Source organism: Thioclava arctica, from assembly GCF_040892615.1.
Lineage (GTDB): Bacteria > Pseudomonadota > Alphaproteobacteria > Rhodobacterales > Rhodobacteraceae > Thioclava > Thioclava arctica.
In genome coordinates this window covers 249,852-276,674 of the sequence record NZ_JBFRYC010000005.1, presented here as the reverse complement: position 1 = coordinate 276,674, position 26,823 = coordinate 249,852, and the positions used below count along the sequence as shown (strand labels likewise).

Sequence of the window (26,823 nt, the reverse complement as noted above, 5' to 3'; positions counted from 1 at the left end):
CGCCTAGTTCTGCACGCCCACGCCCGGGCCCGAGACTGGCAGACATTGATAGGTTTTCTCGATCTTGAGCGCGGCTTGACGTGCCCACGCATCGCTTTGGCCATTGATCTTTCGAGTCGCGGTTTTGGGCGGCGCGCCCGCTGTGAGCGCCCCGATCAACGCCGTTGCGAACGTATCGCCATAAGCCCGAATCTCGGCCTCATAAGCTGTGTGGGCCTGCAAAGCGCGTGTCTTGGTGGCGCGCGGCGTGACGCTCGGCGCACAAAGATATCCCAATTCCCCCCCAGCCACGCGGGAGGGAAACTGAAACATCTGTCTGTCGGGATAACTGCGTTTGAGGTCATCTAAGCCTGCTGACGGCACACAGGCCCCAAGCAGTGAAACGACCCCCAACGCGCCAAGCACACGTCGATTGAGACGGTTGGGCATGGCACACTCCACTCACTCACACAGTCACATTCTAGTGCCAACATCCCCGAGCCAGCAAAGGCCCCTCAGGCGGATCGCGATCATCAGGGATGAGAGCAGGGCCAAAGAGCGCCTGAGGCGCTGCGGCCCTGCCCCTTAGACGGTAAGGCGATCCTTGACCTGCGGACCGACTTTGGAGAAATCCATCTGGCCAGTGTATTCCGCCTTCAACTCGCCCATTACGCGGCCCATATCGCGGATCGAATCTGCACCGAGCTTGGCAATGGCGCCATCAATGGCCGCCGAGACCTCTTCATCACTCAGTTGGCGGGGCAGGAAATCTTCGATCACGGAGACCTCGGACAGCTCCTTTTCGGCCAGTTCCAGCCGCCCGCCTTCTTCATAGGCGCGCGCGCTTTCCTGACGCTGCTTGACCATTTTCCCCATGATCGCAAGCACTTCAGGATCACCGACGGTGCCCTCACCTTCGCCTTCCGAGCGCATCGCAATCTCACGGTCCTTGATGGCCGCATTGATCAGGCGCAGCGTCGAAAGCCGCTCGCGATCCTTGTCCTTCATTGCCGTCTTTAGTGCGGCTGCGATCCGTTCTCGCATTTCCATGATCAGCGTCCCCTACGTATCAAGACGTCAGAATAGCTGCTTTGCGAAATGCGCACAACCAATGCAAATTATTGATTTTATTGAATAATACAAATCTCTTTCTGGCCCTTGACCCGCGCGCATCGCGCGCCTAAGTTCCGTCGAATTTTGCCTCGGGGAGTCGCGCCATGCCTGCAAGTCAGACCGCAACGGAAAAGCCCACTGCATTGATCGCTCTGGCAGATGGACAGCTTTTCTACGGCCACGGATTTGGGGCCCCCGGAGAGACAGTCGCTGAACTGGTGTTCAACACCGCGATGACAGGCTATCAGGAAATCATGACCGACCCATCCTATGCGGGCCAGGTCGTGACCTTCACCTTCCCCCATATCGGCAATACCGGCGTCACCCCGGAAGACGATGAAACCGCAGAACCTTTTGCTGCGGGCATGGTGGTGAAATGGGACCCGACCGCCCCCAGCAATTGGCGCGCCACCGAAACCCTCGTCGAGTGGCTGGAAAAGCGCGGCCGCATCGGCGTCGGTGGCGTTGACACCCGCCGCCTGACCCGCGCGATCCGCCAGCAAGGCGCGCCGCATGTGGCGCTGGCCTACAACCCCGATGGCGTGTTTGACATCGAGGCGCTGGTCAAAAAAGCGCGCGACTGGAGCGGGCTTGTCGGCCTTGATCTGGCCAAGGATGTGACCTGCGCGCAAAGCTATCACTGGGATCAGATGCGCTGGGCTTGGCCCGAAGGCTACAGCGCGGCGACCGATTGCGATCTCAAAGTTGTCGCGATCGATTACGGTGCGAAACGCAACATTCTGCGCTGTCTGGCTTCGGCGGGCTGCGATGTGACGGTGCTGCCTGCCTCTGCGACCGCCGAAGATGTGCTCGCGCTCAACCCCGATGGGGTGTTCCTATCCAATGGCCCCGGCGATCCGGCGGCGACGGGCGTCTATGCCGTGCCCATGATCAAGGGGGTGCTGGACGCGCAATTGCCAGTCTTTGGAATCTGCCTTGGTCACCAGATGCTGGCGTTGGCGCTGGGGGCCAAGACGATCAAGATGAATCACGGCCATCACGGCGCCAACCATCCGGTGAAAGACCTGACCACAGGCAAGGTTGAGATCACTTCGATGAACCATGGCTTTACCGTCGATAGCCAGACGCTGCCGGCAGGCGTGAGCGAAACGCATATCTCGCTGTTTGATGGCTCCAATTGCGGTATCGCGCTGCAAGATCGCCCGGTTTTCTCGGTGCAGCACCACCCCGAAGCGAGCCCCGGCCCGCAGGACAGCTACTATCTGTTCGAGCGCTTCGCCGATGCGATGCGTGCGCGCAAAGCGTCTTGAAATCGTGGCATTTTTGCGCCCTCCGGGCGTGAATGCCACGCAATGCCCTTGATCTGTTAATCCTCTGTTAACCCTCACTGCGCAAGGTGTGAGCGGGACAGTGATTAGGGGCGACTCATGGCGCGGGCCAAGTCAAGTATTCTGGAATTTCCGACAGACTTGGCGCAGGCAGCGCCGCCGCTCTCGGCGCTTCAAACGGCGACGCCCGCGCAGCGCCTGCGCCGGGTATTCCCAAAATCCTCAACCGAGCGCACATCGCGCACCCCGCTGGGCCAGATCTTGCTGGAAATGGGCGAGGTGGAACCAGGAAATCTGCTCAAGGCGCTGGCGCTGCGACAGCGCGAAGATGTGCGGCTTGGAGATATCCTGCTCACCCATGGCTGGGTCGAGGAACCGGCCTTGATGGCCGCCCTCGCGCGGCAATGGCAGGTCTCGGTTGTCGATCTGATGCGCGAACATCCCGATCCCCGGCTGATTGATGCGCTGGGGGCTGAACTGTGCTTGGCGCAAGCCATGGTGCCGTGGCGCCAGATCGGTGGGCAAACCGTGATCGCGACCGCACGTCCCGAAAGTTTCGCAGCGCTGAAATCCGCCCTGCCCGCGAAATTCGCGCCCTATCGCATGATGCTCGCCCCCGAACGCGATGTGCATGACAGCCTGCTGCAGCGTCGCCAAACCGCCCTGATCCGGCGCGCCGAGGTCAAGGTCGACCCCACCGAAAGCTGCCGCACCCATAATGAGGCCCGCGCGGCGCGGATCGCGGGGGGCTTTGTGGTTCTGACGTTGCTGGGGCTGTGGTTTGCACCGCAAGCGATCTTTGGGCTTCTGTTTGGCTGGGTGATGCTGACCTTGATCGCCTCGATGGGGTTGAAATTGCTGGCGTTCACGGCCGAATTCCGTGCGCGGCGCAAGGTGGATGCCCACCCCGTGCCCCTACATAGTCCAACCACGGGCCCGCCTCCGCGCCTGCCGATCATTTCCATGATGGTGCCGCTGTTTCGCGAGAATGACATTGCGCCACGGCTGGTGGAGCGGTTGGGGCGGCTCAACTATCCGCGCGAGTTGCTGGATGTGATCCTTGTCGCCGAGCAAAGCGATGCCATCACCCGCGAGGCTTTGGCGCATGCGCGATTGCCCCGCTGGATGCGGATCGTGACCGTGCCCGACGGCCCGATCAAGACCAAGCCGCGCGCGCTGAACTATGCGTTGAGCTTTTGCCGCGGCTCGGTGATCGGAGTCTGGGATGCCGAGGATGCGCCCGAACCCGATCAACTCCATATCGTGGCGCGCCATTTTGCGCAGGCCCCGCGTGAGGTGGCCTGCCTGCAAGGCGTCCTCGATTACTATAACCCGCGCACCAACTGGCTCTCGCGCTGCTTCACCATCGAATATGCGACCTGGTTTCGCATGTTTCTGCCGGGTCTGGCGCGGCTGGGCTTCGTGGTGCCTTTGGGTGGGACAACGCTGTTTTTCCGCCGCGACGCACTGGAGAAACTTGGCGGTTGGGACGCCCATAACGTGACCGAAGACGCCGATCTGGGCGTGCGTTTGGCACGCCATGGCTATCGCACCGAATTGATCCCCGCCGTCACCTATGAAGAGGCCAATTGCCGCACGATTCCGTGGGTCAAGCAACGTTCACGTTGGCTCAAGGGCTATGCGATGACGTGGTCGGTGCATATGCGCAATCCGTTGCAGCTTTGGCGCGATCTTGGCACCAAGCGGTTCATCGGCGTGCAAATCCTGATCCTCGGCTCGCTGTCGCAATACATACTCGCCCCGGTCCTGTGGAGCTTCTGGATCACGTTGTTCGGGCTATGGCACCCGATCGCTTCGAACATGCCGGCAAGTTTGTTCTGGCCGATGATGGCGCTGTTCGTGCTCTCGGAGCTGCTCAATATCGCGGCTGGAATGTGGTCCGTGCGCCATGAAGATCATCGCCATCTCATCAAATGGGTGCCCTCGCTGCATCTGTATTTTCCACTGGGCGCGCTGGCAGGTTGGAAAGCGATCTATGAGGTCATCACGATGCCATTTTATTGGGACAAGACCCATCACGGCATCTTTGACACCGCGCATATCCAAAGCGAACAGCGCAGCGGCCCGACCCCAACAAGCCTGATCCCGGCCATCACCAAGGCCAACGCTATCCTGACGCAGCCAGCCCCACGCACCCCGCGCGCGCCCTTGATCGACTGACGCTTGGTTACAGTGCTTCGGCCCAATGGCCAGCCGTGCCATGTCCCGCCGCGTCCAGCTTGAGACGGGTTTCAAAGGCAAGCGAGATATGGGCGCGCAGGGCTGCCGCCGCAGCCTCTTCGTCGCCCTCGCGGATCGCATCAATGATCGCCTGATGTTCATCAAGCGCCGCCGCGCCCCGCCCTTTCACCGCCAGCGAGGTGGTCGCCAAAAGCGCCATCGAGCGATGCACCAGATCAAGCTGCTGCACGAGATAGCGGTTATGCGACGCCAGATGGATCTGGTGATGAAAGCGCCGATTGGCCCGGCTCAGCGCCTCGGGGCTGTTCAACTGGCCGCGATCCTCATCAATCATGTTTTGCAGCACGCGCACCTCTTCGGGGGCGGCGTGTTTGGCCGCCAGTCGTGCCGCCAGCGCCTCTAGCTCGGCGCGCACAACGTAAAGCTCGGCGAGTTGATTGTGATCCAGCGATGCCACGATCAGCGAGCGGCCATCGCGCGCCAACATCTGCTGCGTCTCAAGGCGCTGCAATGCTTCGCGCACCGGCGTACGCGAGACACCGAATCGATCTGCCAATTCGGACTCAACCAAACGGTTGCCGGGCCGATAAATCCCCTCGTCGATCGCTTCGAGTATCAGCGTGTAGGCGTCTTTTTGCATCTGTCCTGCCTTGCATCTTGCGTCAGATTAGGCACGCGCGGGGGGGCATGACAAGCAGATTGCACCTGCGCGCGCCCCGGCCTAGCGTGCGCGCCATGAGCACACATGATTTCTCCCAAGTGACCGACTGGGTCTTTGACCTCGACAACACGCTATATCCGCCCTCGGCGCGCCTCTTTGATCAGATCGAAGTGAAGATGACCGATTTCGTGATGCGCGCATTGGGGGTCGATCGCGCCCATGCCGATCACCTGCGCGGCCATTACTGGCAGCTTTACGGCACCACGCTCGCCGGGCTGATGCATGAGCATGACGTCGATCCCGCGCCCTATCTGACCGAGGTACACGAGATTTCGCTGGATCATCTCACGCCAGACCCGGCGTTGCGCGCGGGTATTGCAGCACTTCCCGGTCGTCGGATCGTATTCACCAATGGCTCGGCCCCTTATGCGAACCGGGTTCTGGCGGCGCGCGGGCTGTCGGGGCTGTTTGACGGGATTTATGGTGTGGAACATGCCGAATTTCATCCCAAACCCTCGGCGCGTGCCTTTGATACGGTGTTTGCCAAGGCCGGAATCAGCCCTGCGTCTGGCGCGATGTTCGAAGATGATCCGCGCAATCTGCGCCACCCCCATGCGCTGGGAATGCGCACCGTGCATGTCGCGCCCGCGCCCGAACCGGCCGATCATATCCACCATCACACGGATGATTTGGCGGTCTTTCTGGCAGGGCTAACGCAGAAATGACCGCGACAGTCTGAAACTGCGACATTATGGCACGCGCTGTGCCCTGTAAAAAATGTTCATCGCCCGTTAAATCCGAACGGGCTATCAGGGAGATAGCGAAGGGAGATTCGACAATGACCATGATGACCGCCGATTCCGGCGCAACGGCCTATGTTGCCGACACCCACGACCATGCCGATCCCAAAACGCAGATCGCGCCGCGCACGATGTATCTGATCGCCTTTCTGGTGGTTGCTTTGGCGGCGGGCTTGACCCTGACCATGGGCCTTGGTGGTCTGATCCTTTGGGCAGTTGGTGCCACTTGGATCATGCTGGCACTGCTCGTCGTGATGACGGCTGGCGGCTGACCAACCCATTTGGGCACTGCCTAGGCGGAAATGTCCCTATCCTATTGTAGGCACGGCCCGAACCAGCGTTCGCGGCCGTGTTTGTTATGACCCGATCCTGCGACAGTCTGGGTGATGGTCACGGGCGCGTAATTGTGGTACTATAATATACATTCAAGTCGTATGTTTGATGTATCATAGCCCTCGGAGGCCCCCATGAACGCAGCCATCACCCCGCAGTCAAACAAAGGCGCGCTGTCGCTTTATCTTCTCGCGGCCCTGATCGTGGCCGGGTTGGTTTTCGGCACGCTGCTGTTTGGTCTTTTGGGCACAACGGTCTGGATGATCGCGATGACCTTCGTGGTCTTCGTCGTGCTTGTCGGAATCTCATTCAGCTAAACCAAACACACGAGGTCGCAGAAACGGCTGCCTGCGGGCGGCTTTCAGCGATTGCGAACGCGGCCCAATCAGGGCAAATTGGGTGCGCATCAGACGAGGGCACACCATGTCACAGGCAACCGACATTCAGCAAACCGATATCTTGATTTCCGGCGGCGGTGTCGCGGGTCTGGCGGCGGCTGCGGCCTTTGGCGCGGCGGGGTTCACCACGATCTGCGTTGATCCCACGCCCCCCGTCACCTCAGAGGGGGCAGAGGGCGCGGATATGCGCACCACGGCGTTTCTGCATCCCTCGCGCAAGCTGCTTGAGGCCGCTGGGCTTTGGTCACGATTGGCCCCGCACGCCGCGCCGTTGCAAATCATGCGCATCATCGACGCAGGGGGCGAGAAATCCGAGGCGCGTCTGACACGCGATTTCGATGCCTCCGATCTGTCCGATGAACCCTTCGGCTGGAACTTTCCGAATTGGTTGCTGCGCCGTGAATTGGTGACGCGGCTTGCGGAAATTCCGCAGGTTGATTTCCGCCCCGGCGTCGCCACGACCGGATTGCTGACACGCGAAAGCGGCGCCGAGGTGACGCTCTCGGATGGTAGTCATGTGCAGGCGAAACTGGTGGTTGCCGCCGACGGTCGCAACTCGTTCATCCGCGAGGCGGCGGGCATTCCCGTCAAGACCACGCGCTACGGTCAAAAGGCGCTGGCCTTTGCCGTCACTCATCCGATCCCTCATGGCAATGTCTCCACCGAAATTCACCGCACGGGCGGGCCCTTCACGCTGGTGCCACTGCCTGATCGCAACGGCGTGCCCTCATCGGCCATCGTCTGGATGGAGCGCGGGGCCGAAGCTGAACGTCTGGCCGCCTTGCCCGTCGCAGAGTTCGAGGCTGCGATGCTCGAACGCTCGACCGGTATCCTGGGGCCGCTGAAACTGGAAACACGCCGCTCGGTCTGGCCGATGATGACGCAGATTGCTCGCCGCTTCAGTGCCCAGCGCGTGGCCCTGATCGCCGAGGCCGCCCATGTCATCCCGCCGATCGGGGCGCAGGGGCTGAACATGAGCCTTGCCGATCTGGCGTATCTGCTTGATCTGTGTGACCGCGACCCCGCGCATCTGGGAGAACCCGCGATGCTGGAGGCCTATCACCGCCGTCGCTGGCCCGAGGTGAAAGCGCGCGAAATCGGGATTGATGCTCTCAACCGGGCTTCAATGGTGCAGGCCCGCCCGTTGCGTGATCTGCGCGCGGGCGTTCTGGGCGCGCTGTATTCGCTGGGCCCGGTGCGCAAATCCTTGATGCGCGCGGGGCTGGGGATCAGATAGCGCCGGTCGTCGCAACCGCGCGCAGCCAAGGCCCACGCCAGAACCGGCGCATCATCAGCGCGCCTGCGCAGGCCAGCCCCAGCACCAGCCCAAGCCACAGCCCGACCCCGCCAAATCCCAGAGGAAAGGCCAGAACATAACTAGCCGGAATACCGATCAGCCAATAGCTGAGCACGGCCATCCCCATCGGCACACGGGTGTCCTGCACGCCGCGCAATAGGCCCAGCGCCATCACCTGCATCAGATCGAACAACTGAAACACCGCCGCAACCATCAGGAATCGCACACAGATGCGGATAATCTGTACGCTTGACGGATTGGCGCGATCCAGAAACAGCGCCGTCATCGGCGCACCGAACGCAACGAACAGCACCACCGTTGCCAAGCCGAACCCCAGCGACAATCCGATCACCACCATCGCCCCGTCGCTCAGCAATCGCGGGTTACGCGCACCATGTGCCCGCCCCGCACGCACCGTCGCCGCGTTGGACAAGCCGACATGAACCATGAACGCAATCGAGGTGATTTGCAGCGCGATGCCATGGGCGGCCAGCTCAACCGTGCCGATCCAGCCCATCATCAGCGCCGAGGCCTGAAACATCGAGCCTTCCGCCACAGAGGTCAGCCCCACCGGCAGGCCCATTTTCAGCACCAGCCAGAACGCCTCCCAATCGGGGCGCCAAAATCGCGCGAACAGCGCGATATGGGTCAAACCGGGGGCGCGCGCGGCATAGATCGCCTGCGCCACAAGGCTGAGGCAGGTGACGGTGAGCGAGGCAATCGCCGCACCGCGCACGCCCAGTTCCGGCAGGCCGAAATTGCCAAAAATCAGCAACCAATTCAGCCCGACATTGACCCCAACCCCAGCCAGCGTGATCCAAAGCAAGACCTGCGTGCGCTCTTGAGCGGACAGATATGAGCGCAACACCATCATCGCCAGCGCAGGTGCCAGCGCAAAGCCGAGAATGCGCAGATAGTCCTGTGCGAGACTGGCAATCTGGGGCTCTTGGCCCAGCGCCTGCAGGATCGGCCCCGAATACCACGTCACCGGCAGCACCGCGATGCCATATAGGATCGACAGCCATATCCCCATCCGCGTGTCGCGCCGCGCCTGCACCTCATCGTCCGCGCCAAGGCTGGCCGAGACCCGGCCCATCACCGCCAGCGCAATGCCATTGCCCAGCATGAAAAGCGAAAAGAAAAAGGACGAGCCAAGAACCAGCGCCGCCAGCGACTCGATCCCATACCAGCCCACCATCACCGTATCGGTCACATTGAGCAGCATCTGCGCAAGGTTGGAGCCAATCAGCGGCAAGCCAAGCCCAAGGATCGCGCGCAAATGGCGCGTAATCGGCATCGGGCTTGCAGAGATTGGGGCTTGGACACGCATCCCGGTTCGCTAGACGCGCGCGCCGGATCGGTCAAGGGCAGCTCAGTCTTCTTCGATCACCTTCTTGCCGGTGATCATGGGGGTGACAAGGTTCTCCCCCTTCCAACGGCGGTAAAACAGGATCGCCGCGATATGCATGCCGACCACGATCAGCAGCAAGGTCGAAAGGATATGGTGCAGCTTCACCGATAGATCGCTGATGTCGCTGGGCACATATTGCGCCAAGGGGCCGACATTGATGTAATCCTTGGGGTCCGACATCATCCCGGTCGCGATCTGCGCGATCAGCAGCGCCAGCATCAGAAAAACCGACCAGCCCCCCATCGGGTTGTGGCCGATCCAATGCGAGGGGTCGCGTGAGGGCAGATGGCGCAAATAGGCCACCACCTTGCCCGGCCCGAACAAGAAGCTTGTGAAGCGCGCATTGCGCGTGCCCACAAACCCCCAGATCAGACGCACCCCCACCAATCCTGCAATCACGTAGCCAAAATAGAAATGCCACGTCATCTGGTTCGGCCCCCATTCCCCCAAGCCCCAGGCGCCAGCAAATGCCAGCACCAAAAGCCAGTGGAAAGAGCGAACAACCGGGTCCCAGACTTTGATCACACGGGTCTTGGGGGAGGTGGTGTCACGCATGTGCTCTGGTCCTGCTTACTTCGCGCGGAAGTTGTCGTGGCAGCCTTTGCAAGAACCGCCCAGTTGGCCGACCGCAACTTGCAGCGTCTCAAGGCTGCCCGCAGCTTCGGGCATGCCAGCGGCCGCTTCGTGCATCGCTGTGGCCTTGGCCATGAAATCATCGCCCTTTTCCCAGATCGCGGGAAGTGCACGGGTCGCATCACCCAGATCATCGGTCGAGGTGCCCGGCACGAACAGCGGCGAGACATCAACCTTGGCAAGCGCTGCGAGGTTGTCAGCAGCGACTTTGGCCTTGGCGGCATCGAAATCCATTTTGCCCTGCGCCATCGGCGCCAGCACCGCCATTTGCGCACCAAGCAAATCAAAATAGCCCTGACGGGCCTTCACCGCATCTTCGGGTGATTGTGCTGCAACCATACCGGCGGGCAGAACGAAACAAAGGGCAAGGAGGGTCTTACGCATCTTAGTCTCCAAATACTGAAAATTCAGACTGTTCTCATTTCACATGTTACACGAACACGTGAAACGCCCAAGACATAACATTTGTGCATAAAAGCACATGCGACGTGCTGACGCCGGCGCAAACTCTTTGATTTTACGCGACTTTCCGCCCAATCGACAAATTTCCGGCCATCGCGCAACGGATTCGCAGCGCGTGACCGTATTAACAAGTTGCTTGCCCCCCTGAATCGGATCAAGCGGGTTTGCGCGCCACAAAATCGACCAGTGCGGCACGGCCAGAATGGCCCTCCCCCTCGTCAAGATCGCCATCATAATCGGCCTGATGCAACAGCTCCCATCCCGGAAACGCGGCGCGCAATAGGTCCAGATCATACAGTTGCTCAACCACGCCGGGCCCACCGCTGCCGTAGCTAGGCTGGCGTTTGGCAAACCCGTGGATCAAGACGATTCCACCCGGTTTCAGTGCGCGCGCGAGACCATCGAAAATCTCGGCACGAAACGCTGGGTCTGCAAACTGAATGAAACAGGCAAGCACCGCGTCATACTCGGCTTCGGGCCAGTCATAGCCGCGTAAATCCGCGTCGATGAACGCCAGAGTGACTCCGCGCTCTTGCGCCAGATGAAGCGCCTTGGCACGCGCATTCGAGGCCTGCTCAAGCGCGGTCATCACCACACCTTGCTCGGCCAGAAACACCGAATTGCGCCCCTCTCCTTCGGCAATCGACAGCATCTTGGCGCCCGGCGCGATGCGCCACGCCTGCGCCGCCACGAAAGCAGCGGGCGCCTTGCCGTACACATAATCCTCACCTGCGAAGCGTGCGTTCCAGCTCATCATGTTCTCCTGCTTGCGACCTCAGAACATGGGCCGCAATTCGGGCACGGCAACCCGTGCACTGGACGCATAGACGTGATTAGCCCGCAGGTTTAGCCCGCTTGCGCTGATCGGGATGCAGCGAAGTGCCAAAAATATGATCGGCAGATTGAACCACATGACTGGCATGGCCAACGATCAGCGGGTCAGGCCCCGACGCCACTTCGTAGTCTTTATCGGGATAATCGAGCGTTGACAGGAAATGACGCATGCAGTTGAGCCGCGCGCGTTTCTTGTCGTTCGATTTCACGATGGTCCACGGCGCGTCGGCGGTGTCGGTGTAAAAGAACATCGCCTCTTTCGCCTCGGTGTAATCGTCCCATTTCCCAAGGCTCGCAAGGTCGATTGGCGAAAGCTTCCAGCGCTTCAGCGGGTCGGTTTCGCGTGATTTGAAACGGGCGCGCTGTTCGTTCTGCGTCACCGAGAACCAATATTTGTAAAGCCGTATCCCCGAGCGCACAAACATCCGCTCCAGTTCCGGGGTCTGGCGCATGAACTCAAGATATTCCGAGGGCGAGCAAAAGCCCATCACCCGCTCCACGCCCGCGCGATTATACCAACTGCGATCATAAAACGTCATCTCTCCGGCCGTCGGAAGATGGCTGATATAGCGCTGAAAATACCATTGCCCGCGCTCTTCTTCGGTCGGCTTGTTCAGGGCCACCACGCGGGCAAAGCGCGGATTGAGGTGTTCGGTAAAGCGTTTGATCGTGCCGCCCTTGCCCGCAGCGTCGCGGCCTTCGAACAGGATCACGAATTTCTGGCCCGTCTCAAGCGCCCATTTCTGAACCTTCAGCAACTCGGCCTGAATCTGTGCTTTCTCGCGCTCGTATTGGGCGCGGCGCATCCGACTCCGATAGGGGTATCTTCCCGTTTCAAAAGCCAGCCGAACGGCATTCGGATCAACGCGCGGAAAGCTTTGCGGACCTTGTGTCGCCGCGTCTCCCGGCGCAATCGCAGGATGCGGATCGCTGGGGTCAGCAGGTTTTTCGACGACCACTTGCGCCGTCGATTGCGACTCCGCCTTGGCTTGGGTCTTTTGCTCTGTTGAACCGATTACCGTTTTATTCATCACACATATCCCTACTGATCAAAACTGTTCTTAGCCTAGAACAAAGCCGCGTGATCTGCCTTGATACGAGTCAAGAAGGCGCTGAGGGGGCTTTTCATTCGCCCAGAAAAACCGCCATATCGCCTGATAGCGGAGGGTCAGATGCTTACAGTTTACGGAAACTACCATTCTCGCGCGAGCCGCACACTTTGGCTGCTCGAAGAGACCAAGCTGCCCTTCAAGCTCAAGCGCGTGGTGCAAGCCAACCGTTTCAAGGACCCGCTGGCCCCTGATGCCGCGCTCAACACCCGCTCCCCCGAGTTTCGCCGCCTCTCTCCGATGGGCGCGATCCCGTTGCTGGAAGACGATGGGCTGATCTTGTCGGAATCGCTGGCGATCAACCTGCATCTGGCGCGCAAGGCAGGCGGCCCACTGGCCCCCGCCAATGAACGCGAACTTGCCCTGATGGAGCAATGGGCCCTGTTCGCTGCCACTTGGATTGAGGCAGATTCGCTTGCGCTGAGCTTTGTGTATCGGCGCAAAGAGCAAGACACCGACGCCGGTGCGCGTGAAATTGCGAATCTGACCGCCAAGCTTGCGCGTCCGCTGGAGGCGCTAGAGGCCCATCTCGCAGATCACAGCCACATGGTTGGCGGGCGTTTCACCGTTGCCGATATCAATACGGCCGAGATTCTGCGCTACGGAACCGATCACGCAGCGTTCCTCGACGCCTACCCGCGCCTCGCTCAATGGCTCAAGCTGTGCCACGCCCGCGCAGGGTTTCGCGCGATGTGGGCGCAGTTTCAAGCCGAGCCGGTTTGAACGCGAATCGAACCGGTCTCGCGGGGCGATTCGCGACCTGACCGCGTTTTGACCATAGGCATTGCCCAGCCATTGGGCATTTGCTCATGCCAAACCTAACTTTTTAGTCAGGTTCTCCGGAACCGTCAGTCAGGATTTCCGCAACCCGCTCGGATTCCGCTTGGTGAACGCGCTTCCCTTACGTCAGTGTGAGGGAGTGAAAAGATGCAGAGTTCGGTGATGTTGGGCCTTCTGGCATATGGGATTTGCCTGCTTGCGGTACTTGGGGTGATTGCAAGCGAGCGTCTCATGCGTCCAGTGTCTGGCAGGCGCGTTGCCCTGCATGGGCCGTTTATCTTCCTCGGCACCATGGTCTTTGCCGCTGCCGCGGCAGCTTGGGTTCTTGCGTTGCGCCATGTCTCCTTGGCGCAAGATACGGCTTCTGCATCGCTTTTCACGATGTTGGCGCTTGTGACGATTGGTGTGCTTTTGTTCGGCGGGAAACCTGCCGTGCGAGAGGTGCTCGGAATAGCCATGGCTGTGGGGTCGATGCTGCTTATGACGAGTATCACCTAAGCGTCTTTGATCCGCGGGTGTGGGGCCTGCGGTGAGAAAGGGGCGGAGGGGTGTTCTTGCCCCCCCGCCCCTACCTGCTGTATCTGTGGTGTAACAAACCACAAGAGGATGCGAGCATGGCCGACGATCTCCTGACGCCCAAAACCGATAGCTACGACGCCTCTTCGATCGAGGTACTCGAAGGACTGGAGCCAGTCCGCAAACGCCCCGGCATGTATATCGGCGGCACGGATGAGCGCGCGCTACACCATCTTGTGGCCGAGGTGCTTGATAACTCGATGGATGAGGCGGTTGCCGGCCATGCCACGCGCATCGAGGTCGAATTGCTGGCCGATTATTCCGTTGTCGTGCGCGATAATGGCCGTGGCATCCCGATTGATCCCCACCCGAAATTCCCCGGCAAATCCGCGCTTGAGGTGATCTTGTGCACGCTACATGCGGGCGGGAAATTCTCGGGCGATGCCTATGAAACTTCGGGCGGTTTGCATGGCGTTGGGGCCTCTGTTGTAAACGCGCTGTCAGATGTGATGATCGTGCAAGTTGCCAAAAACAAAGAGCTTTACGAGCAACGCTTTTCGCGCGGCATCCCCGAAGGCCCGGTGCAAAAGATCGGCGCCGCCCCCAACCGGCGCGGCACCACCACCACCTTCCATGCCGATGCGCAAATCTTTGGTCATCACCGCTTCAAGCCCGCGCGCATGATGAAAATGGTGCGTTCCAAGGCCTATCTGTTCTCGGGCGTTGAAATTCGCTGGAAGACCGAAATCGACGATGGCGAGACCCCCGCCGAGGCCGTGTTCCATTTCCCGGGCGGCTTGTCGGATTACCTGACCGAGACCCTCGGCGGCGCCAGCACCTATGCCGATCGCCCCTTCGCCGGAAAGGTGAAGTTTCAAGAAAAATTCGGCGTGCCCGGTCAAGTCGAATGGGCGATCAACTGGACGCCGTCGCGCGATGGCTTCATCCAATCTTACTGTAATACCGTGCCCACGCCCGAGGGCGGCACCCACGAAGCCGGGTTCTGGGCGGCGATTCTCAAGGGGATTCGCGCCTATGGCGAGTTGGTGAACAATAAAAAAGCCAGCCAGATCACGCGCGAAGACCTGATCACAGGCGGCTGCGCGCTGGTCAGCTGTTTCATCCGCGAACCGGAATTCGTCGGCCAAACCAAAGACCGGCTGGCCACGGTTGAGGCTCACCGTCTTGTCGAAGGTGCGGTGCGCGACCACTTCGACAACTGGCTGGCCTCGGACACGAAATCCGCCGGTGCGATTCTTGATTTCCTTGTGCTGCGCTCGGAAGAGCGGCTGAAACGCCGTCAGGAAAAGGAAACGCAACGCAAAACCGCCACCAAAAAGCTGCGCCTGCCCGGCAAACTGGTCGATTGCTCGGCCACCAACCGCGCGAATACCGAGCTGTTCATCGTCGAGGGCGACTCGGCAGGTGGATCGGCCAAGATGGCACGCGACCGCAAGAATCAGGCACTGCTGCCGCTGCGCGGCAAGATCCTGAACGTTCTGGGCGCGGCGAGTTCGAAACTTGGCTCCAACCAAGAGATCAGCGACCTGACACAGGCTTTGGGCGTCGGGCTGGGAACGCGGTTCAACATCGACGATCTGCGCTATGACAAGATCATCATCATGACCGATGCGGATGTTGACGGCGCGCATATCGCGGCCCTGCTGATGACGTTTTTCTTCACCCAGATGCGCCCGATGATTGATCAGGGCCACCTCTATCTAGCCTGCCCACCGCTCTATCGTCTGACCCAAGGGGCGAAACGGCTGTATGTCTCGGATGACGCAGAAAAAGATGAGATGATGGCTAAGGGGCTGGGCGGTAAAGGGAAAATTGACGTGCAGCGGTTTAAAGGGCTTGGCGAGATGGATGCCAAAGACCTGAAAGACACCACAATGAACCCCGAAACCCGCAAACTAATCCGCGTCACCCTGCATGACGACATGCCCGGCGAGACCGACGATCTTGTTGAACGCCTGATGGGCAAGAAACCCGAGCTGCGTTTCCAGTATATTTCCGAGAACGCGCAGTTCGTGGAGGAGCTGGATGTTTGAGGGAGCGCGATGAGCCAGCCGCAATATCAGGTTCAAGAGGATTTGCCTGATGGCTACTTGCTCGCCCTCGGGATCTACGTCCAGACCTGCTCCCGGATCGAGTTGTGGGCTGCTCGTCTGATCTGTCTGACCAATAAGATGAGTCGTTTAGATCCTGATTTCACGCCGGTGGTTGATAAACTCCGGACGGGACAAACCTGGAAATTAGTCTCGGATTTGAAAGCCAGCTTTGCGACGCTGCAAGAACAAGGCGAAACGGATACTGAACTCCTCGCGCTCGGCGATTACATCGAGAAAAGCTTGGAAACTCGAAACAAGGCTGTGCACGGCACTCATATCGTGCTGCACAATGGATTTATCATGATTGATGCTGGTGAAAAGTTGGATCGCACAAGGGCCGCTTATGATCCAACGATACTCCAAGCTGCGCTCGACAACGCTGATCAAGTTCTACGGAAGCTGAAAGCCTATTGCGAAGCAATTTGATGAAAGGTTCCGCCCGGGCGACCAGCCCGGGCAGCGCCCGACCCTCCCCCCCGGGAGGGCGCAGCCCTTATTGCCAAGAACCGAACGCGCACCTAAAGCCGCCTCCACCCTTCCCGCGCGCTAGATGCATCGCTAATGTGACCAGATGCCCTGCTACCTCGCCTACGGCTCCAACCTACTCACCTCACGACTCGCCGCCCGTTGCCCCTCGGCGCGCGTGATCGGGACGGCGCGGGTTCCCGGGCACAGCCTCGATTTCTCGAAACGCGGACGGGATGGGTCGGGCAAAGCCTCGATCACGCCGGGCAGAGGGGGCGCCGTGGGAGTGCTCTATGATATCGCGCCCACCGATATTCCTGCGCTGGACGACGCCGAAGGGGCGGGCAAGCATTACGAGAAAATCGAACTCACGCTAAGCGCGGGCCCCCGCGCCTTCACCTATCGCGCGCTGATCCGCGCCGACGGCCTTGCGCCCTTCGCGTGGTATCTGGCACTGATCCGGGCGGGGCGGCGCGAACATGGGCTGGCACTGGACGATCTTGCCCACATCGCCCCCCTGCCCGACCCACAAGCCGACCGCCCGGCCTTCCTGCAAGCACGCGATGCCCTGATGCGAGCGGGATATGCAGATTGGCGCACCGCTCTCTGATCTGTCGGGGCCTGTTCAACGCTTTTGGCATGCTATATTGAGATCGACGACAGGAAATTGCCCGCACTCACCCGGGCGCGACAGAAACGGAAAAATCCATGGCCTATTATCGTTCCCGCAAATCCACCCATGGGCGCAATATGGCAGGCGCGCGGGGCCTGTGGCGCGCCACAGGCATGACCGACGACGATTTCGGCAAGCCGATCATCGCCGTTGTGAACTCGTTCACGCAATTCGTGCCCGGTCACGTCCACCTCAAAGATCTGGGCCAGATGGTCGCCCGCGAAATTGAAAACGCGGGCGGGGTTGCCAAGGAATTCAACACCATCGCGGTCGATGACGGCATCGCGATGGGCCATGACGGGATGCTTTATTCGCTGCCCTCGCGCGAGATCATTGCGGATTCGGTTGAATATATGGTTAATGCGCATTGTGCCGATGCGATGGTGTGCATCTCCAATTGCGACAAGATCACCCCAGGCATGATGATGGCGGCGATGCGCCTGAACATTCCAGTGATCTTCGTCTCCGGTGGGCCGATGGAGGCGGGCAAGGTCACGATTGACGATCTCGAGCGCGCCGTGGATCTGGTCGATGCGATGGTGATCGCGGCGGACGACAAATACACCGATGCGCAAGTTGCCGAGATGGAGGCCAATGCCTGCCCAACCTGCGGGTCTTGCTCGGGGATGTTCACGGCCAACTCGATGAACTGTCTGGCCGAGGCGCTGGGTCTGGCGCTGCCGGGCAATGGCTCGATGCTGGCGACCCATGCCGATCGCAAGGAGCTGTTCCTTGAGGCCGGCCGCAAGATCGTCGAGATTACGCGTCGTCACTATGAGTTGGAAGACAAGGGCCTGCTGCCGCGCGAGATCGCCACCTTCGAGGCCTTTGAGAACGCGATGAGCCTCGATATCGCGATGGGCGGGTCCACCAATACCGTGTTGCACCTGCTGGCGATCGCCCATGAAGGTGAGGTTGATTTCACGATGGACGATATCGACCGGCTGTCGCGCAAGGTTCCCGTCTTGTGCAAGGTCGCGCCTGCCAAGCAAGATGTTCACATGGAAGACGTTCACCGCGCCGGTGGCATCATGGGCATTCTGGGCGAGATGAACCGCGCAGGCCTGATCCACGAAAACACGCGCACTGTCCATTCCGAGACGATGGGCGAAGCATTGGCAAAATGGGATGTCGTGAGCGCCAATGACGATGCGGTCGATGCGTTTTATCGCGCAGCGCCCGGCGGCGTGCGCACAACACAGGCCTTCTCGACGCAAAATCGCTACAAGGAAACGGATCGTGATCGCAAAGCGGGCGTGATCCGTTCGGCCGAACATGCGTTTTCCAAAGATGGCGGCTTGGCCGTTCTGTCGGGCAATATCGCGACCCAGGGCTGCATCGTGAAAACCGCAGGTGTGGATGACTCGATCCTGAAATTCTCAGGCCCAGCCAAGGTCTACGAAAGCCAAGACGATGCAGTTTCGGCCATTCTGACGGGCAAAGTTGTTGAGGGCGACGTAGTCGTCATCCGCTATGAGGGGCCACGTGGCGGGCCGGGCATGCAAGAGATGCTCTATCCGACCTCTTATTTGAAGTCCAAAGGGTTGGGGGCAAAATGCGCGCTGCTGACGGATGGGCGGTTCTCGGGAGGCACCTCGGGTCTGTCCATTGGCCATGTCAGTCCCGAGGCCGAAGAGGGCGGGCTGATTGGGCTGGTGGAAAGCGGCGATACGATCGAGATCGATATTCCTGGTCGTACGATTCATCTGGCCGTCGATGAGGCGACGCTGGCTGCGCGCCGCGCGGCCAAAGGGCCGCTGCCTTGGAAACCCGCGGCGCCGCGCAAGCGCGCTGTTTCGACTGCGCTCAAGGCCTACGCGTTGCTAGCCAGTTCTGCGGCCAAGGGCGGCGTGCGTATCCTGCCTGAGTGATCTCTATGCCTTAAAAGTTAACGACCGCGCCCTTCGGGGCCGGCCGTTCCATCTCCTCTCAGGAGATGGAACGGCTCACATTTCGTCTGTTTGTTCAAATAGCATACGTTTTTCCAAGAAAGTTTTCCTCGGGAACAAACGCAACTCCCTCGGCTGCGTTCGTGCGGAAATGCGCCCATACAACGATACGAAATATCCGCACTTGAATACTATTTCTTCGAAGGTTGGCGCCCCTTTGGGAGCCCCCCGGCGTCATCCCTAGCAGACCGATACGGGGTTTTGGCTGCGCAAAAGTCACGACGGTTCGATCTGGTCAACGTGCCTCTCTAGCTTGCCAGCGCCTGTGGATCCAAATTTGTTTGCGCCACATTCGCCAGCTTTCCGGTCGTAAATTGCCCCACGGTTTCAGTCAGTTCTGTTGTTGATTCCAACAGCTTGGCACTTGCCGCCGAAGTCTCTTCGAACATCGCAGCATTTTGCTGGGTGACCTGATCGAGTTGGTTCACTGCGGTATTGATCTCTCGCAGCCCCTGACTTTGTTCGGTTGTCCCTTGCGCCATTTCCTGCACCTTACCCGAAATGCTATTGACCGCATCCATGATCGAATGGAGCACCTCCCCAGCCTTGCTAACCAAGCCGACGCCCTGGCCAATCTGCGCGCTAGAGCGATCAATCAAGTCATTGATCTCGCGGGCGGCATCCGAAGATCGCTGCGCCAATGCACGCACCTCAGAAGCGACAACGGCAAAGCCGCGCCCTGCCTCGCCCGCGCGGGCGGCCTCGACACCTGCGTTCAACGCAAGAAGATTGGTCTGGAACGCGATCTCATCGATGACGCCGGAAATGCGCGAAATCTGTTGCGAACTGTCGGCGATTTCATCCATTGCGTTGACCGCCTCACGCACCACGCCTTCGCTAGAATGGGCGTTGCTTTGCGCCTCAACCACCATTGCACTGGCTTGCTTGGCCCCATCAGCCGCCGATTGCACCGAGGCGGTAAGTTGATCAAGAGCAGCGGCAGTTTGCTCAAGCGTAGCGGCCTGCGTTTCGGTACGCTTGGCGAGAGAACCCGCAGCGGTACTGATTTCCTGCGTTTCGCCGCGAATCGAGATTGCATTGGCAATGATGTCACCCACCGCCGCATTCAGCTTGCCCGATGCAGCGTTGAAATCAGAGCGCAATTCTTCATAGCTTTCGCCAAATTGCACGTCGATGCGCGTTGTCAGATCCCCCTCTGAGAGCTGGCCAAGCGCCCGTCGCAACTCTTCGACGACGAGGGATTGCTCACGGCTTGAACGCGCACGCTCATTCCTCGCCTTATCCAAAGAAGCCCGGCTTTCGGTGACGTCATTTCCGATTAACACAAGCCCCGAAAGTTTACCGAAAGGATCAATCATCGGGCTGAGGCTGGCATCGGCGAGCAATGTTCCCTCATTATGCTGAATGTGGAACACGCCCGTCACCGTCTCGCCCGAAGCAATCAAATCGGTGAAGCTGCGGTCAGGCTGACCGTAGGGCGGCTCGTATTTCACCACCTCTTCGATATCCCGCCCCAAGAAATGACGAAGTTCCATCCCGGTCAAATTGCACATCATTTGATTGACGAATACCAATTTAGCATCGGGCGAGATTTCCAGTCGAATTTGTCCTGTGTCCAGCGCCTTGAAGATTGAGGCCTCACGCAGGGTGCGAGTTTGGTTTTTCCACTCAACCACGAAGCCGACATGTTCTCCGTCTTCATCATTCGCCGACGAGACCGCCAAGGAGAAATAGCTGTTCCCCAGCTTCAAATAGGTCTGAAATGGAAGATTTGCAGGGTTCGCAAGCCGCGCGCGTGCCTTTTCGGGCAGCACATGGAACTGATCCATATTCATACCGATGAAATTTTCGCCGTCCAAACCCTTTTGAACGGTGTCGAAATCGACCGCGCGTTCACGCACAAGATCGCTCATCGCTTGGTTGACATAGAGAATGTTGAAGTCTTCATCGACCATCATCAATGCAGAAGAGTTATCAGAGAAGGCAGCACTCTTAAACGCTGCTTCACGTGCCATAGCGTCGGCTGCTTTCATCTTATCGCGGAATATCTCGAGAGTTTTGGAGATTTTGCCGATTTCATCGCCGCGCGCACTTGCCGGGAATGCGACATCATAGTGCTTTTCCGAGATCGAAAGCATTGCCGTGCCAACACGCGACAGAGGCAGCGCGATTGAACGCGACATCAGCACTGCAATCAGCGCTGCAATTGCCGCGATCACACCGCCAATGACCATGATTTGATTGCGCATTGTCCGAACGGGTGCAAGCACCTCGGCCAGATCTTCCTTGACGATCAACGCTGATCGCATGCCGTAGATGTCGATGGGCTGATAATGCATCAAGCTTAGATTTCCAAACCGATCCGTCGCTTCGAGAAACCCGGTCTTGCCCGACAGGGCGGCTTTCACAGCCGGATTATCGACCTTTGTGACAAGGATATCTTGCGTCTTCGATTTAGCGCTATCTGTGTGCATCAGCCCATCGTACCCGGCCAGATAGGCATCACCACTTAAACCCAGATCAGAAAAGTCGTTCACCGCAGCATTGAGCCCATCGATCGGAATTTGATAGGCCAGCACACCAACACGTTTGCCAGCATCATTCATAACCGGCCGCGCCATGAACGCAGCTGGCGCACCGTGACTGGGCGCATAGGCTTGAAAATCACCAAAAGCGACTTGATCGCCCTTGGTCGCCAGCGCCTCGCGAAATACCTTGGCAAGGCCTGTATCCTTATAAGCGCCCGTCAAAAGATTGGTCGCGTAGTCCAATTCTTTGAACACGGTGTAGATGACGTCACCCTCAGTGCTGATGAGGTAAATGTCGTAATAGCCCTTGTCGTTCTGAGCGGCATCGAGGGCGCGGTGAAACCGTGCATGCAAGTGATCATAGGCGGTTTCATCCCCCGCGCTTACAAGATCATCTTTTTTGCCCAGCGGGTTGGGATTGTCCTCGACATAGAGCTTTTGCAAATCGCGCAGCGGTTCATCATATTGCTTGAATGCCGCTGAAAGCCCGGTAATCGCCTCGGCCATAAGCGGATTTTTCGATTGCGCATGCAGGTCGTGATCTACCACTTCAAGCACCGCTTCCAGTGCCCCTTCGCGCGCATTTGAGATCGCCGAAAAGCGTAAATGTGCCTCTTCGATAATTGTGGCAGAGGAACTGCGATAGGCCGCCATGGCGGTGGCCGCAATCGCGCCAATCGTAAGCAATACGATAATCACCGGCAGTTTCAGCGTGATGCGAATATTGTTGATCGGGTTCGACACAGGAATGGTCCTCGCACGTAGAGACAAGACAGGATGTCTCATCTTTACGCGCGAATGATTAACAGTCGGTTCAATCCAACCCTGTGAAGCAATTCTGCAGCAAACAAGCCTACTTTACCTGCGGCTTCCCTTTCGGCGTCAGCTTGCGCACCAGCACATAAAACGCAGGGACCATGAACACGCCGATAAACGTAGCTGCAGCCATACCGCCCAGCACGCCGATCCCAATCGCCTTTTGTGCAGACGCCCCTGCCCCGGTGGCAACAGCCAAAGGCAAGACCCCCAGCATAAAGGCCAGTGATGTCATTAAAATCGGACGCAGTCGCAACCGCGCGGCTTCCAGCGTCGCCTCGATCAACTCGCGCCCCTCAGCTTCAAGATTGCGGGCAAATTCCACAATCAGAATGGCGTTTTTCGCCGCCAGCCCGATGGTCGTGAGGATGCCAACTTTGAAATAGACGTCATTGGCCTGCCCCGACACCCACGCTGCCGCCAACGCCCCCAAAACGCCCACTGGCACGGCCAGCATGACCGAAAGCGGGATCGACCAACTTTCATATAGCGCCGCGAGGCAGAGAAAGACCACCAGCACCGAAAGCGCATAAAGATAGGGGGCCTGATTGCCTGATTGGCGCTCCTGATAGCTGAGACCCGTCCACGCCAGCCCATAGCCGCCCGGCAGTTTGCTGACCAGTTCCTGCATCGCATCCATCGCCGCCCCCGAACTGGTGCTTTGCGAGGACTGGCCGGAAATCTCGATCGCATTGGTGGCATTATAGCGCGACAGTTGCGGCGCGATCGACACCCATTTGGTGCTTGCGAAGGCCGAAAACGGCACCATCTCGCCGCCGGAATTGCGCGCATACCAAGTGTCGATATCGCCCGGCTGCATCCGGTAAGGCGCATCGGCCTGCACGATCACCGGGCGCAAGTTGCCGTTGAGATTAAAATCATTGACGTTCCGCCCCGAGAAAATCACCGACAGCATCGAATTGAGATCGCTTAGAGATAGCCCAAAGCTCTCGGCCTTTTGCTGGTCGATATTGAGTTGCAACGCTGCATTGTCATCGGCCCCACGCACCCGCACATTGGTCAGGCGGGGATCCGCCTTGGCCTCGGTCACAAGCGTATCGGCCGCCGCACTCAGCGCAGCCGTGCCCGCATTCGACTGATCGACCAGATACATCTGGAAGCCCGACGTATTGCCAAGACCGCGGATCGAGGACGGCTGCACAAAGAACACCTGCCCGGCGCGCAGCCCCGCAAAATGGGCATTGCCCCGCGCCGCAATCGCCGCGACGCCTTGTTGGATTCCGCTTCGCTGGCTGAAATCCTTGAGCTTGGCAAAAACCATCGCGGTGTTCTGACCCGAACCGCCATAGGCAAAGCCCAATGTCGCGAAAACCGACGTCACGTCGGTTTTTTCCTGCGTCAGCAGATAATGGGTGATCTGATCGACGACATCGGATGTTTGCGCCGTCGTCGAACCATCCGACAGGTTCACGATCACCATCATCACGCCTTGGTCCTCTTTGGGCAGGAACGAAGATGGCAGGCGCTGTGTCACGCCCCACGCCGCCGCCAGAACCACCACAAGCACCAGAGCCATCAAGAAGGGCTTGCGCAAGATGCGTTTGACCGCCCCCACATAGCCGGCCCGCACCTTGCCAAACCCGGTGTTGAAGGCGCGCGCCGGCGCAATCGGGCGCCCCTTTGCAGGGCGCAACAGCTTGGCGGCCAAGGCGGGCGTCAAGATCAGGGCCACCACGGCTGACAGCACCATAGCCGTAATGATGGTGACCGAGAATTGCCGATAGATCACCCCCGTGGAGCCGGGGAAAAACGCCATTGGCAGGAATACCGCCGACAGCACCAGCGCCACCCCGACCAGCGCTCCGGTGATCTGGCTCATGCTCTTTTCGGTCGCCTGCATCGGGCTCAGGCCTTCTTCCTCCATCACCCGCTCGACGTTTTCCACGACAACGATGGCATCATCCACCAGCAAACCAATCGCCAACACCATTGCGAACATCGTGAGGGTGTTGATCGAATAGCCCGCCACCAGCAGCACCGCGAAGGTGCCCATCAAAACGACAGGAACGGCCACGATCGGGATCAGCGTGGCGCGCCATTTCTGCAGGAAGATCAAGATCACCAGCAACACCAGAAGGATCGCTTCGGCCAGTGTGTGATAGACCTTCTCAATCGATAATTTCACGAAGGGCGAGGTGTCATAGGCGATCTGAAAATTCACGCCCGCTGGCAGTGAGGGGGCGAGCCGATCAAGCGTTGCGCGCACCGCCGCCGCCGTATCCACCGCGTTGGCCCCACTGGCAAGGTTCACCCCGAACCCCGACGCATTCATCCCGTTGAACTTGGAATTGGTGCCGTAATCCTGTTGCCCGATTTCGATACGCGCCACATCGCCCAGATACACCGCCGAGCCGTCGCTTTCGGTCTTGAGCAGGATCTTTTCAAACTGATCGACCGAGGTAAGCTGACTTTGTGCGGTGATCGTGGCGGTGAATTGCTGGCCCTGCGTGGTGGGCAGATCGCCCAGCGAGCCGACTGAGACGGTCGTGTTTTGCGCCTTCACTGCGGTAGTGACGTCATTCGCCGTGAGTTGATATTGCTCAAGTTTATACGGGTTAAGCCAGACTCGCATCGCAAAGCCCGAGCCAAAGATATTCAGCCCACCCACGCCCGCCGTGCGCTCGACCGAGCCCTTGACCTCGGTATCCAGAATGTTGCCCAGCTCGACCGTCGAATATTTGCCATCGCTGGAAACAAGCGCGCCCACCATCAAGATGTCCGAGGCAGAGCGCGACACGTTCACCCCCGAGGTCTGCACCGCATCGGGCAGCTGACTTTCGATTTGGCGGATCTTGGTCTGGACCTCGTTTTCGGCATCAATCGGCGTGATCGAGCTATCAAAGGTCAGTGTCACGCGCGACGATCCCTGATTGGACCGGCTCTCCATGTAGAGCATGCCGTCAAGACCCGTCAGAGAGTCCTCAATCGGCGTGGTGACAGAGTTCTCGACCGCCTGCGCCGTGGCCCCCGAATAGCTGGCCGAAATGCGGATCGTGGTGGGCGCGACCTCGGGATATTGCGACACAGGCAGCTGCGTCACCGCATAACCGCCCGCCAAAATGGTCACCAGCGCCAGAACGATGGCAAAGACCGGACGGTGAATGAAAAAGCGGATCATATTGGGATCACTCGCTTTTTGCGGCGCTGGCCGGGGTGGCGGTGGCGCCATTGGCGCGGCTCCCGGTTTTGGTCGAGGCGTCAGGGCTGTTGGGCGTTGCGTCCTTCACCACCCCTTGCGCATTGATCGTCACGGGCACGGTTTTCACCTCGGCGCCATCGCGCAGATTCTTGAGCCCATCTAGGATCACCGCTTCCCCGCTTTTGATCCCATCGGTCACGATCCAAGCGTTTTGATAGGTGCCTGCAGTGGTCAGCGTGACCTTCTTGGCCTTGCCATCGCTGGCCACAAACGCCGTAAGCGAGCCATCCCCCTGACGCGTGGTCGCGCGCTGGGGCACAAGGATCGCTTGCGTATTGCCCAAAGTGATCTTGGCGCGCAGGAATTGGCCGGGCAGGATCATCCGGTTCGGATTGTCGAACTGGAAGCGAAAATCAACCGTCCCGGTTGTCGCGGAAACCGTGGCACCGGGGCTGATCAGCGTGCCGGTGCGGTCGTAATCTTCCCCGGTCTCAAGCAGCAGCGACACTTTCAACTGCGCGCCGCGCGTCAGCGTGCCCTTATCGATGCGCTGGCGCACTTTCATGATCCGCGCCGAGCTTTCAGAGACATCGACATAGATCGGGTCCAGCCGCGTCACCGTGGTGAGCGCGGTGGTTTGATTGGCCGTCACAAGCGATCCGACCGAGACCTGCGCCACATCGGGAATTCCATCAATCGGCGCGCGGATCACTGTGCGGTCCAGATCAAGCTGCGCGGTTTGCAGATCGGCCTTGGCTTGCAACTGCGCGGCCTTGGCCTGCGCCAGCGTCACCTTCGCCGTTTCCAGATCGCTGACCGAAATAGAGGTCTTTTCCAGCTTGGTATAGCGATCCACCTGGGCTTGAGCGGCTTGGACATTGGCTTGTGCGCTGGCCTGCTCTGCCTGCGCGGCACTCAGCGCGGCCTGATAGGTGTCATCGTCGATGTGAAACAGCGCATCGCCCGTCTTCACCCGATGACCGGCATCATAGTCGATGGATTTGATCTGGCCGTTGACGCGTGGGCGAATATCGGTCTGCTCATAGGCGACTGCGCGCCCCGGCAAGGTCACGATATAGGGCACATCCTGCGTCTTGAGCGCCATCACCCCGACCTCGGTCGGTCCGCCCCTGCCAGCCCCCGGAAAGCCCTGCGCCATCGCCTGCGTCGCCACGATCGTCAGTGCTGCCATCAGTGTGATGCCACGCGCGTGCCTCAAGGCGATCACCATCCACTCACACTCCCTGTCTGCGCCAATATGATACTGGCCTTGCACGCTATTCTTACGATAGTACGCGCAACTTCCGCCGCCAGATTACTGCCGATCCTATTTGAGCGAA

Annotated in this window: 23 protein-coding genes; 12 read left to right on the top strand and 11 right to left on the bottom strand. The window is 59.5% G+C overall.

The annotated features are described in order from the left end of the window. Positions 1–3 precede the first annotated feature (3 nt). Complete coding sequence (locus tag AB4874_RS11105; RefSeq protein WP_368392031.1) at positions 4–312, bottom strand: hypothetical protein; 309 nt, start codon at positions 310–312, stop codon at positions 4–6. A 252-nt stretch (positions 313–564) separates the two neighbouring features. Then, on the bottom strand, positions 565–1,029 hold the full coding sequence (locus AB4874_RS11100; RefSeq protein ID WP_295537168.1) for a GatB/YqeY domain-containing protein: 465 nt from the start codon (positions 1,027–1,029) through the stop codon (positions 565–567). A 167-nt stretch (positions 1,030–1,196) separates the two neighbouring features. Here AB4874_RS11100 and carA point away from each other — a divergent pair, with 167 nt between their 5' ends. Beyond that, positions 1,197–2,363, top strand: coding sequence for a glutamine-hydrolyzing carbamoyl-phosphate synthase small subunit (gene carA, locus AB4874_RS11095; protein ID WP_295537170.1), 1,167 nt, complete (start codon positions 1,197–1,199; stop codon positions 2,361–2,363). Positions 2,364–2,480: 117 nt separating this feature from the next. After that, positions 2,481–4,562, top strand: a complete 2,082-nt coding sequence (locus tag AB4874_RS11090; protein ID WP_368392030.1) for a glycosyltransferase family 2 protein — start codon at positions 2,481–2,483, stop codon at positions 4,560–4,562. Positions 4,563–4,569: 7 nt separating this feature from the next. Here AB4874_RS11090 and AB4874_RS11085 read toward each other — a convergent pair whose 3' ends face one another. Then, positions 4,570–5,223 (bottom strand): GntR family transcriptional regulator, encoded by a 654-nt coding sequence (locus AB4874_RS11085; protein ID WP_295533063.1) that lies wholly within the window; start codon positions 5,221–5,223, stop codon positions 4,570–4,572. Between the two features lie 95 nt (positions 5,224–5,318). On the opposite strand from AB4874_RS11085, the gene AB4874_RS11080 reads away from it, so the two are divergent. The 4 genes from AB4874_RS11080 to AB4874_RS11065 all read left to right on the top strand — a co-directional run bounded on the left by AB4874_RS11080 (position 5,319) and on the right by AB4874_RS11065 (position 8,012). Further along, positions 5,319–5,969: a pyrimidine 5'-nucleotidase gene (locus AB4874_RS11080; protein ID WP_368392029.1), complete on the top strand. Its 651-nt coding sequence runs from the start codon at positions 5,319–5,321 to the stop codon at positions 5,967–5,969. Between the two features lie 113 nt (positions 5,970–6,082). Then, the gene (locus AB4874_RS11075; protein ID WP_295533061.1) at positions 6,083–6,316 is read left to right on the top strand and encodes a hypothetical protein; all 234 of its coding nucleotides are present in this window, start codon (positions 6,083–6,085) and stop codon (positions 6,314–6,316) included. Between the two features lie 195 nt (positions 6,317–6,511). Continuing rightward, positions 6,512–6,694 carry a hypothetical protein gene (locus tag AB4874_RS11070; RefSeq protein WP_295533060.1) on the top strand — a complete coding sequence of 61 codons (183 nt, stop codon included), beginning with the start codon at positions 6,512–6,514 and terminating at the stop codon, positions 6,692–6,694. Positions 6,695–6,800: 106 nt separating this feature from the next. Continuing rightward, entirely contained in the window at positions 6,801–8,012 is a 1,212-nt protein-coding gene (locus AB4874_RS11065) for a UbiH/UbiF family hydroxylase (protein WP_295533059.1), read from the top strand. Here AB4874_RS11065 and AB4874_RS11060 read toward each other — a convergent pair. From AB4874_RS11060 to ppk2, 5 genes are all read right to left on the bottom strand, one after another. Continuing rightward, positions 8,005–9,402: an MATE family efflux transporter gene (locus AB4874_RS11060; RefSeq protein ID WP_368392028.1), complete on the bottom strand. Its 1,398-nt coding sequence runs from the start codon at positions 9,400–9,402 to the stop codon at positions 8,005–8,007. The two genes, AB4874_RS11065 and AB4874_RS11060, sit on opposite strands and share 8 nt — an antisense overlap. Before the next feature lie 42 nt (positions 9,403–9,444). Further along, the gene (locus tag AB4874_RS11055) at positions 9,445–10,038 is read right to left on the bottom strand and encodes a cytochrome b/b6 domain-containing protein (RefSeq protein ID WP_368392027.1); all 594 of its coding nucleotides are present in this window, start codon (positions 10,036–10,038) and stop codon (positions 9,445–9,447) included. A gap of 15 nt (positions 10,039–10,053) precedes the next feature. After that, on the bottom strand, positions 10,054–10,500 hold the full coding sequence (locus AB4874_RS11050; RefSeq protein ID WP_368392026.1) for a c-type cytochrome: 447 nt from the start codon (positions 10,498–10,500) through the stop codon (positions 10,054–10,056). Between the two features lie 232 nt (positions 10,501–10,732). After that, positions 10,733–11,332 (bottom strand): SAM-dependent methyltransferase, encoded by a 600-nt coding sequence (locus AB4874_RS11045; protein ID WP_368392025.1) that lies wholly within the window; start codon positions 11,330–11,332, stop codon positions 10,733–10,735. Positions 11,333–11,411: 79 nt separating this feature from the next. Beyond that, positions 11,412–12,443, bottom strand: coding sequence for a polyphosphate kinase 2 (gene ppk2 / locus AB4874_RS11040; RefSeq protein ID WP_295533054.1), 1,032 nt, complete (start codon positions 12,441–12,443; stop codon positions 11,412–11,414). A gap of 141 nt (positions 12,444–12,584) precedes the next feature. Between ppk2 and AB4874_RS11035 the strand changes: the two genes are divergently transcribed. From AB4874_RS11035 to ilvD, 6 genes are all read left to right on the top strand, one after another. Continuing rightward, on the top strand, positions 12,585–13,244 hold the full coding sequence (locus AB4874_RS11035) for a glutathione S-transferase family protein (protein WP_368392024.1): 660 nt from the start codon (positions 12,585–12,587) through the stop codon (positions 13,242–13,244). A gap of 204 nt (positions 13,245–13,448) precedes the next feature. Then, the gene (locus tag AB4874_RS11030; protein ID WP_368392023.1) at positions 13,449–13,799 is read left to right on the top strand and encodes a hypothetical protein; all 351 of its coding nucleotides are present in this window, start codon (positions 13,449–13,451) and stop codon (positions 13,797–13,799) included. A 116-nt stretch (positions 13,800–13,915) separates the two neighbouring features. Further along, positions 13,916–15,871, top strand: a complete 1,956-nt coding sequence (parE, locus tag AB4874_RS11025; protein WP_295533051.1) for a DNA topoisomerase IV subunit B — start codon at positions 13,916–13,918, stop codon at positions 15,869–15,871. A 9-nt stretch (positions 15,872–15,880) separates the two neighbouring features. Beyond that, positions 15,881–16,357, top strand: coding sequence for a hypothetical protein (locus AB4874_RS11020; protein WP_368392022.1), 477 nt, complete (start codon positions 15,881–15,883; stop codon positions 16,355–16,357). 145 nt (positions 16,358–16,502) lie between these two features. Next, positions 16,503–17,006, top strand: coding sequence for a gamma-glutamylcyclotransferase family protein (locus tag AB4874_RS11015; RefSeq protein WP_368392021.1), 504 nt, complete (start codon positions 16,503–16,505; stop codon positions 17,004–17,006). Positions 17,007–17,104: 98 nt separating this feature from the next. Further along, positions 17,105–18,940, top strand: coding sequence for a dihydroxy-acid dehydratase (gene ilvD, locus AB4874_RS11010; RefSeq protein ID WP_295533048.1), 1,836 nt, complete (start codon positions 17,105–17,107; stop codon positions 18,938–18,940). A 326-nt stretch (positions 18,941–19,266) separates the two neighbouring features. On the opposite strand, the gene AB4874_RS11005 is transcribed toward ilvD, so the two are convergent. The 3 genes from AB4874_RS11005 to AB4874_RS10995 form a co-directional block, all read right to left on the bottom strand. Then, positions 19,267–22,251: a methyl-accepting chemotaxis protein gene (locus AB4874_RS11005; RefSeq protein WP_368392020.1), complete on the bottom strand. Its 2,985-nt coding sequence runs from the start codon at positions 22,249–22,251 to the stop codon at positions 19,267–19,269. A gap of 109 nt (positions 22,252–22,360) precedes the next feature. Further along, a complete protein-coding gene (locus AB4874_RS11000) occupies positions 22,361–25,462 on the bottom strand; it encodes an efflux RND transporter permease subunit (protein ID WP_368392019.1) in 3,102 nt (1,033 codons plus the stop codon). Between the two features lie 7 nt (positions 25,463–25,469). Then, positions 25,470–26,714, bottom strand: coding sequence for an efflux RND transporter periplasmic adaptor subunit (locus AB4874_RS10995; protein WP_368392018.1), 1,245 nt, complete (start codon positions 26,712–26,714; stop codon positions 25,470–25,472). Positions 26,715–26,823: the final 109 nt, after the last annotated feature.

Excerpts from the sequence above, each read along its gene's own strand:
- AB4874_RS11105 (WP_368392031.1), bottom strand. The coding sequence starts at position 312 with ATGTTTCAGTTTCCCTCCCGCGTGGCTGGGGGGGAATTGGGATATCTT.
- AB4874_RS11080 (WP_368392029.1), top strand. The coding sequence starts at position 5,319 with ATGAGCACACATGATTTCTCCCAAGTGACCGACTGGGTCTTTGACCTC.
- AB4874_RS11020 (WP_368392022.1), top strand. The coding sequence starts at position 15,881 with ATGAGCCAGCCGCAATATCAGGTTCAAGAGGATTTGCCTGATGGCTAC.
- AB4874_RS11100 (WP_295537168.1), bottom strand. The coding sequence starts at position 1,029 with ATGGAAATGCGAGAACGGATCGCAGCCGCACTAAAGACGGCAATGAAG.
- AB4874_RS11050 (WP_368392026.1), bottom strand. The coding sequence starts at position 10,500 with ATGCGTAAGACCCTCCTTGCCCTTTGTTTCGTTCTGCCCGCCGGTATG.
- ppk2 (WP_295533054.1), bottom strand. The coding sequence starts at position 12,443 with ATGAATAAAACGGTAATCGGTTCAACAGAGCAAAAGACCCAAGCCAAG.
- AB4874_RS11045 (WP_368392025.1), bottom strand. The coding sequence starts at position 11,332 with ATGAGCTGGAACGCACGCTTCGCAGGTGAGGATTATGTGTACGGCAAG.
- AB4874_RS11030 (WP_368392023.1), top strand. The coding sequence starts at position 13,449 with ATGCAGAGTTCGGTGATGTTGGGCCTTCTGGCATATGGGATTTGCCTG.
- AB4874_RS11090 (WP_368392030.1), top strand. The coding sequence starts at position 2,481 with ATGGCGCGGGCCAAGTCAAGTATTCTGGAATTTCCGACAGACTTGGCG.
- AB4874_RS11085 (WP_295533063.1), bottom strand. The coding sequence starts at position 5,223 with ATGCAAAAAGACGCCTACACGCTGATACTCGAAGCGATCGACGAGGGG.
- ilvD (WP_295533048.1), top strand. The coding sequence starts at position 17,105 with ATGGCCTATTATCGTTCCCGCAAATCCACCCATGGGCGCAATATGGCA.
- parE (WP_295533051.1), top strand. The coding sequence starts at position 13,916 with ATGGCCGACGATCTCCTGACGCCCAAAACCGATAGCTACGACGCCTCT.
- AB4874_RS10995 (WP_368392018.1), bottom strand. The coding sequence starts at position 26,714 with ATGGTGATCGCCTTGAGGCACGCGCGTGGCATCACACTGATGGCAGCA.
- AB4874_RS11065 (WP_295533059.1), top strand. The coding sequence starts at position 6,801 with ATGTCACAGGCAACCGACATTCAGCAAACCGATATCTTGATTTCCGGC.
- carA (WP_295537170.1), top strand. The coding sequence starts at position 1,197 with ATGCCTGCAAGTCAGACCGCAACGGAAAAGCCCACTGCATTGATCGCT.
- AB4874_RS11055 (WP_368392027.1), bottom strand. The coding sequence starts at position 10,038 with ATGCGTGACACCACCTCCCCCAAGACCCGTGTGATCAAAGTCTGGGAC.
- AB4874_RS11060 (WP_368392028.1), bottom strand. The coding sequence starts at position 9,402 with ATGCGTGTCCAAGCCCCAATCTCTGCAAGCCCGATGCCGATTACGCGC.
- AB4874_RS11015 (WP_368392021.1), top strand. The coding sequence starts at position 16,503 with ATGCCCTGCTACCTCGCCTACGGCTCCAACCTACTCACCTCACGACTC.
- AB4874_RS11035 (WP_368392024.1), top strand. The coding sequence starts at position 12,585 with ATGCTTACAGTTTACGGAAACTACCATTCTCGCGCGAGCCGCACACTT.
- AB4874_RS11000 (WP_368392019.1), bottom strand. The coding sequence starts at position 25,462 with ATGATCCGCTTTTTCATTCACCGTCCGGTCTTTGCCATCGTTCTGGCG.
- AB4874_RS11070 (WP_295533060.1), top strand. The coding sequence starts at position 6,512 with ATGAACGCAGCCATCACCCCGCAGTCAAACAAAGGCGCGCTGTCGCTT.
- AB4874_RS11075 (WP_295533061.1), top strand. The coding sequence starts at position 6,083 with ATGACCATGATGACCGCCGATTCCGGCGCAACGGCCTATGTTGCCGAC.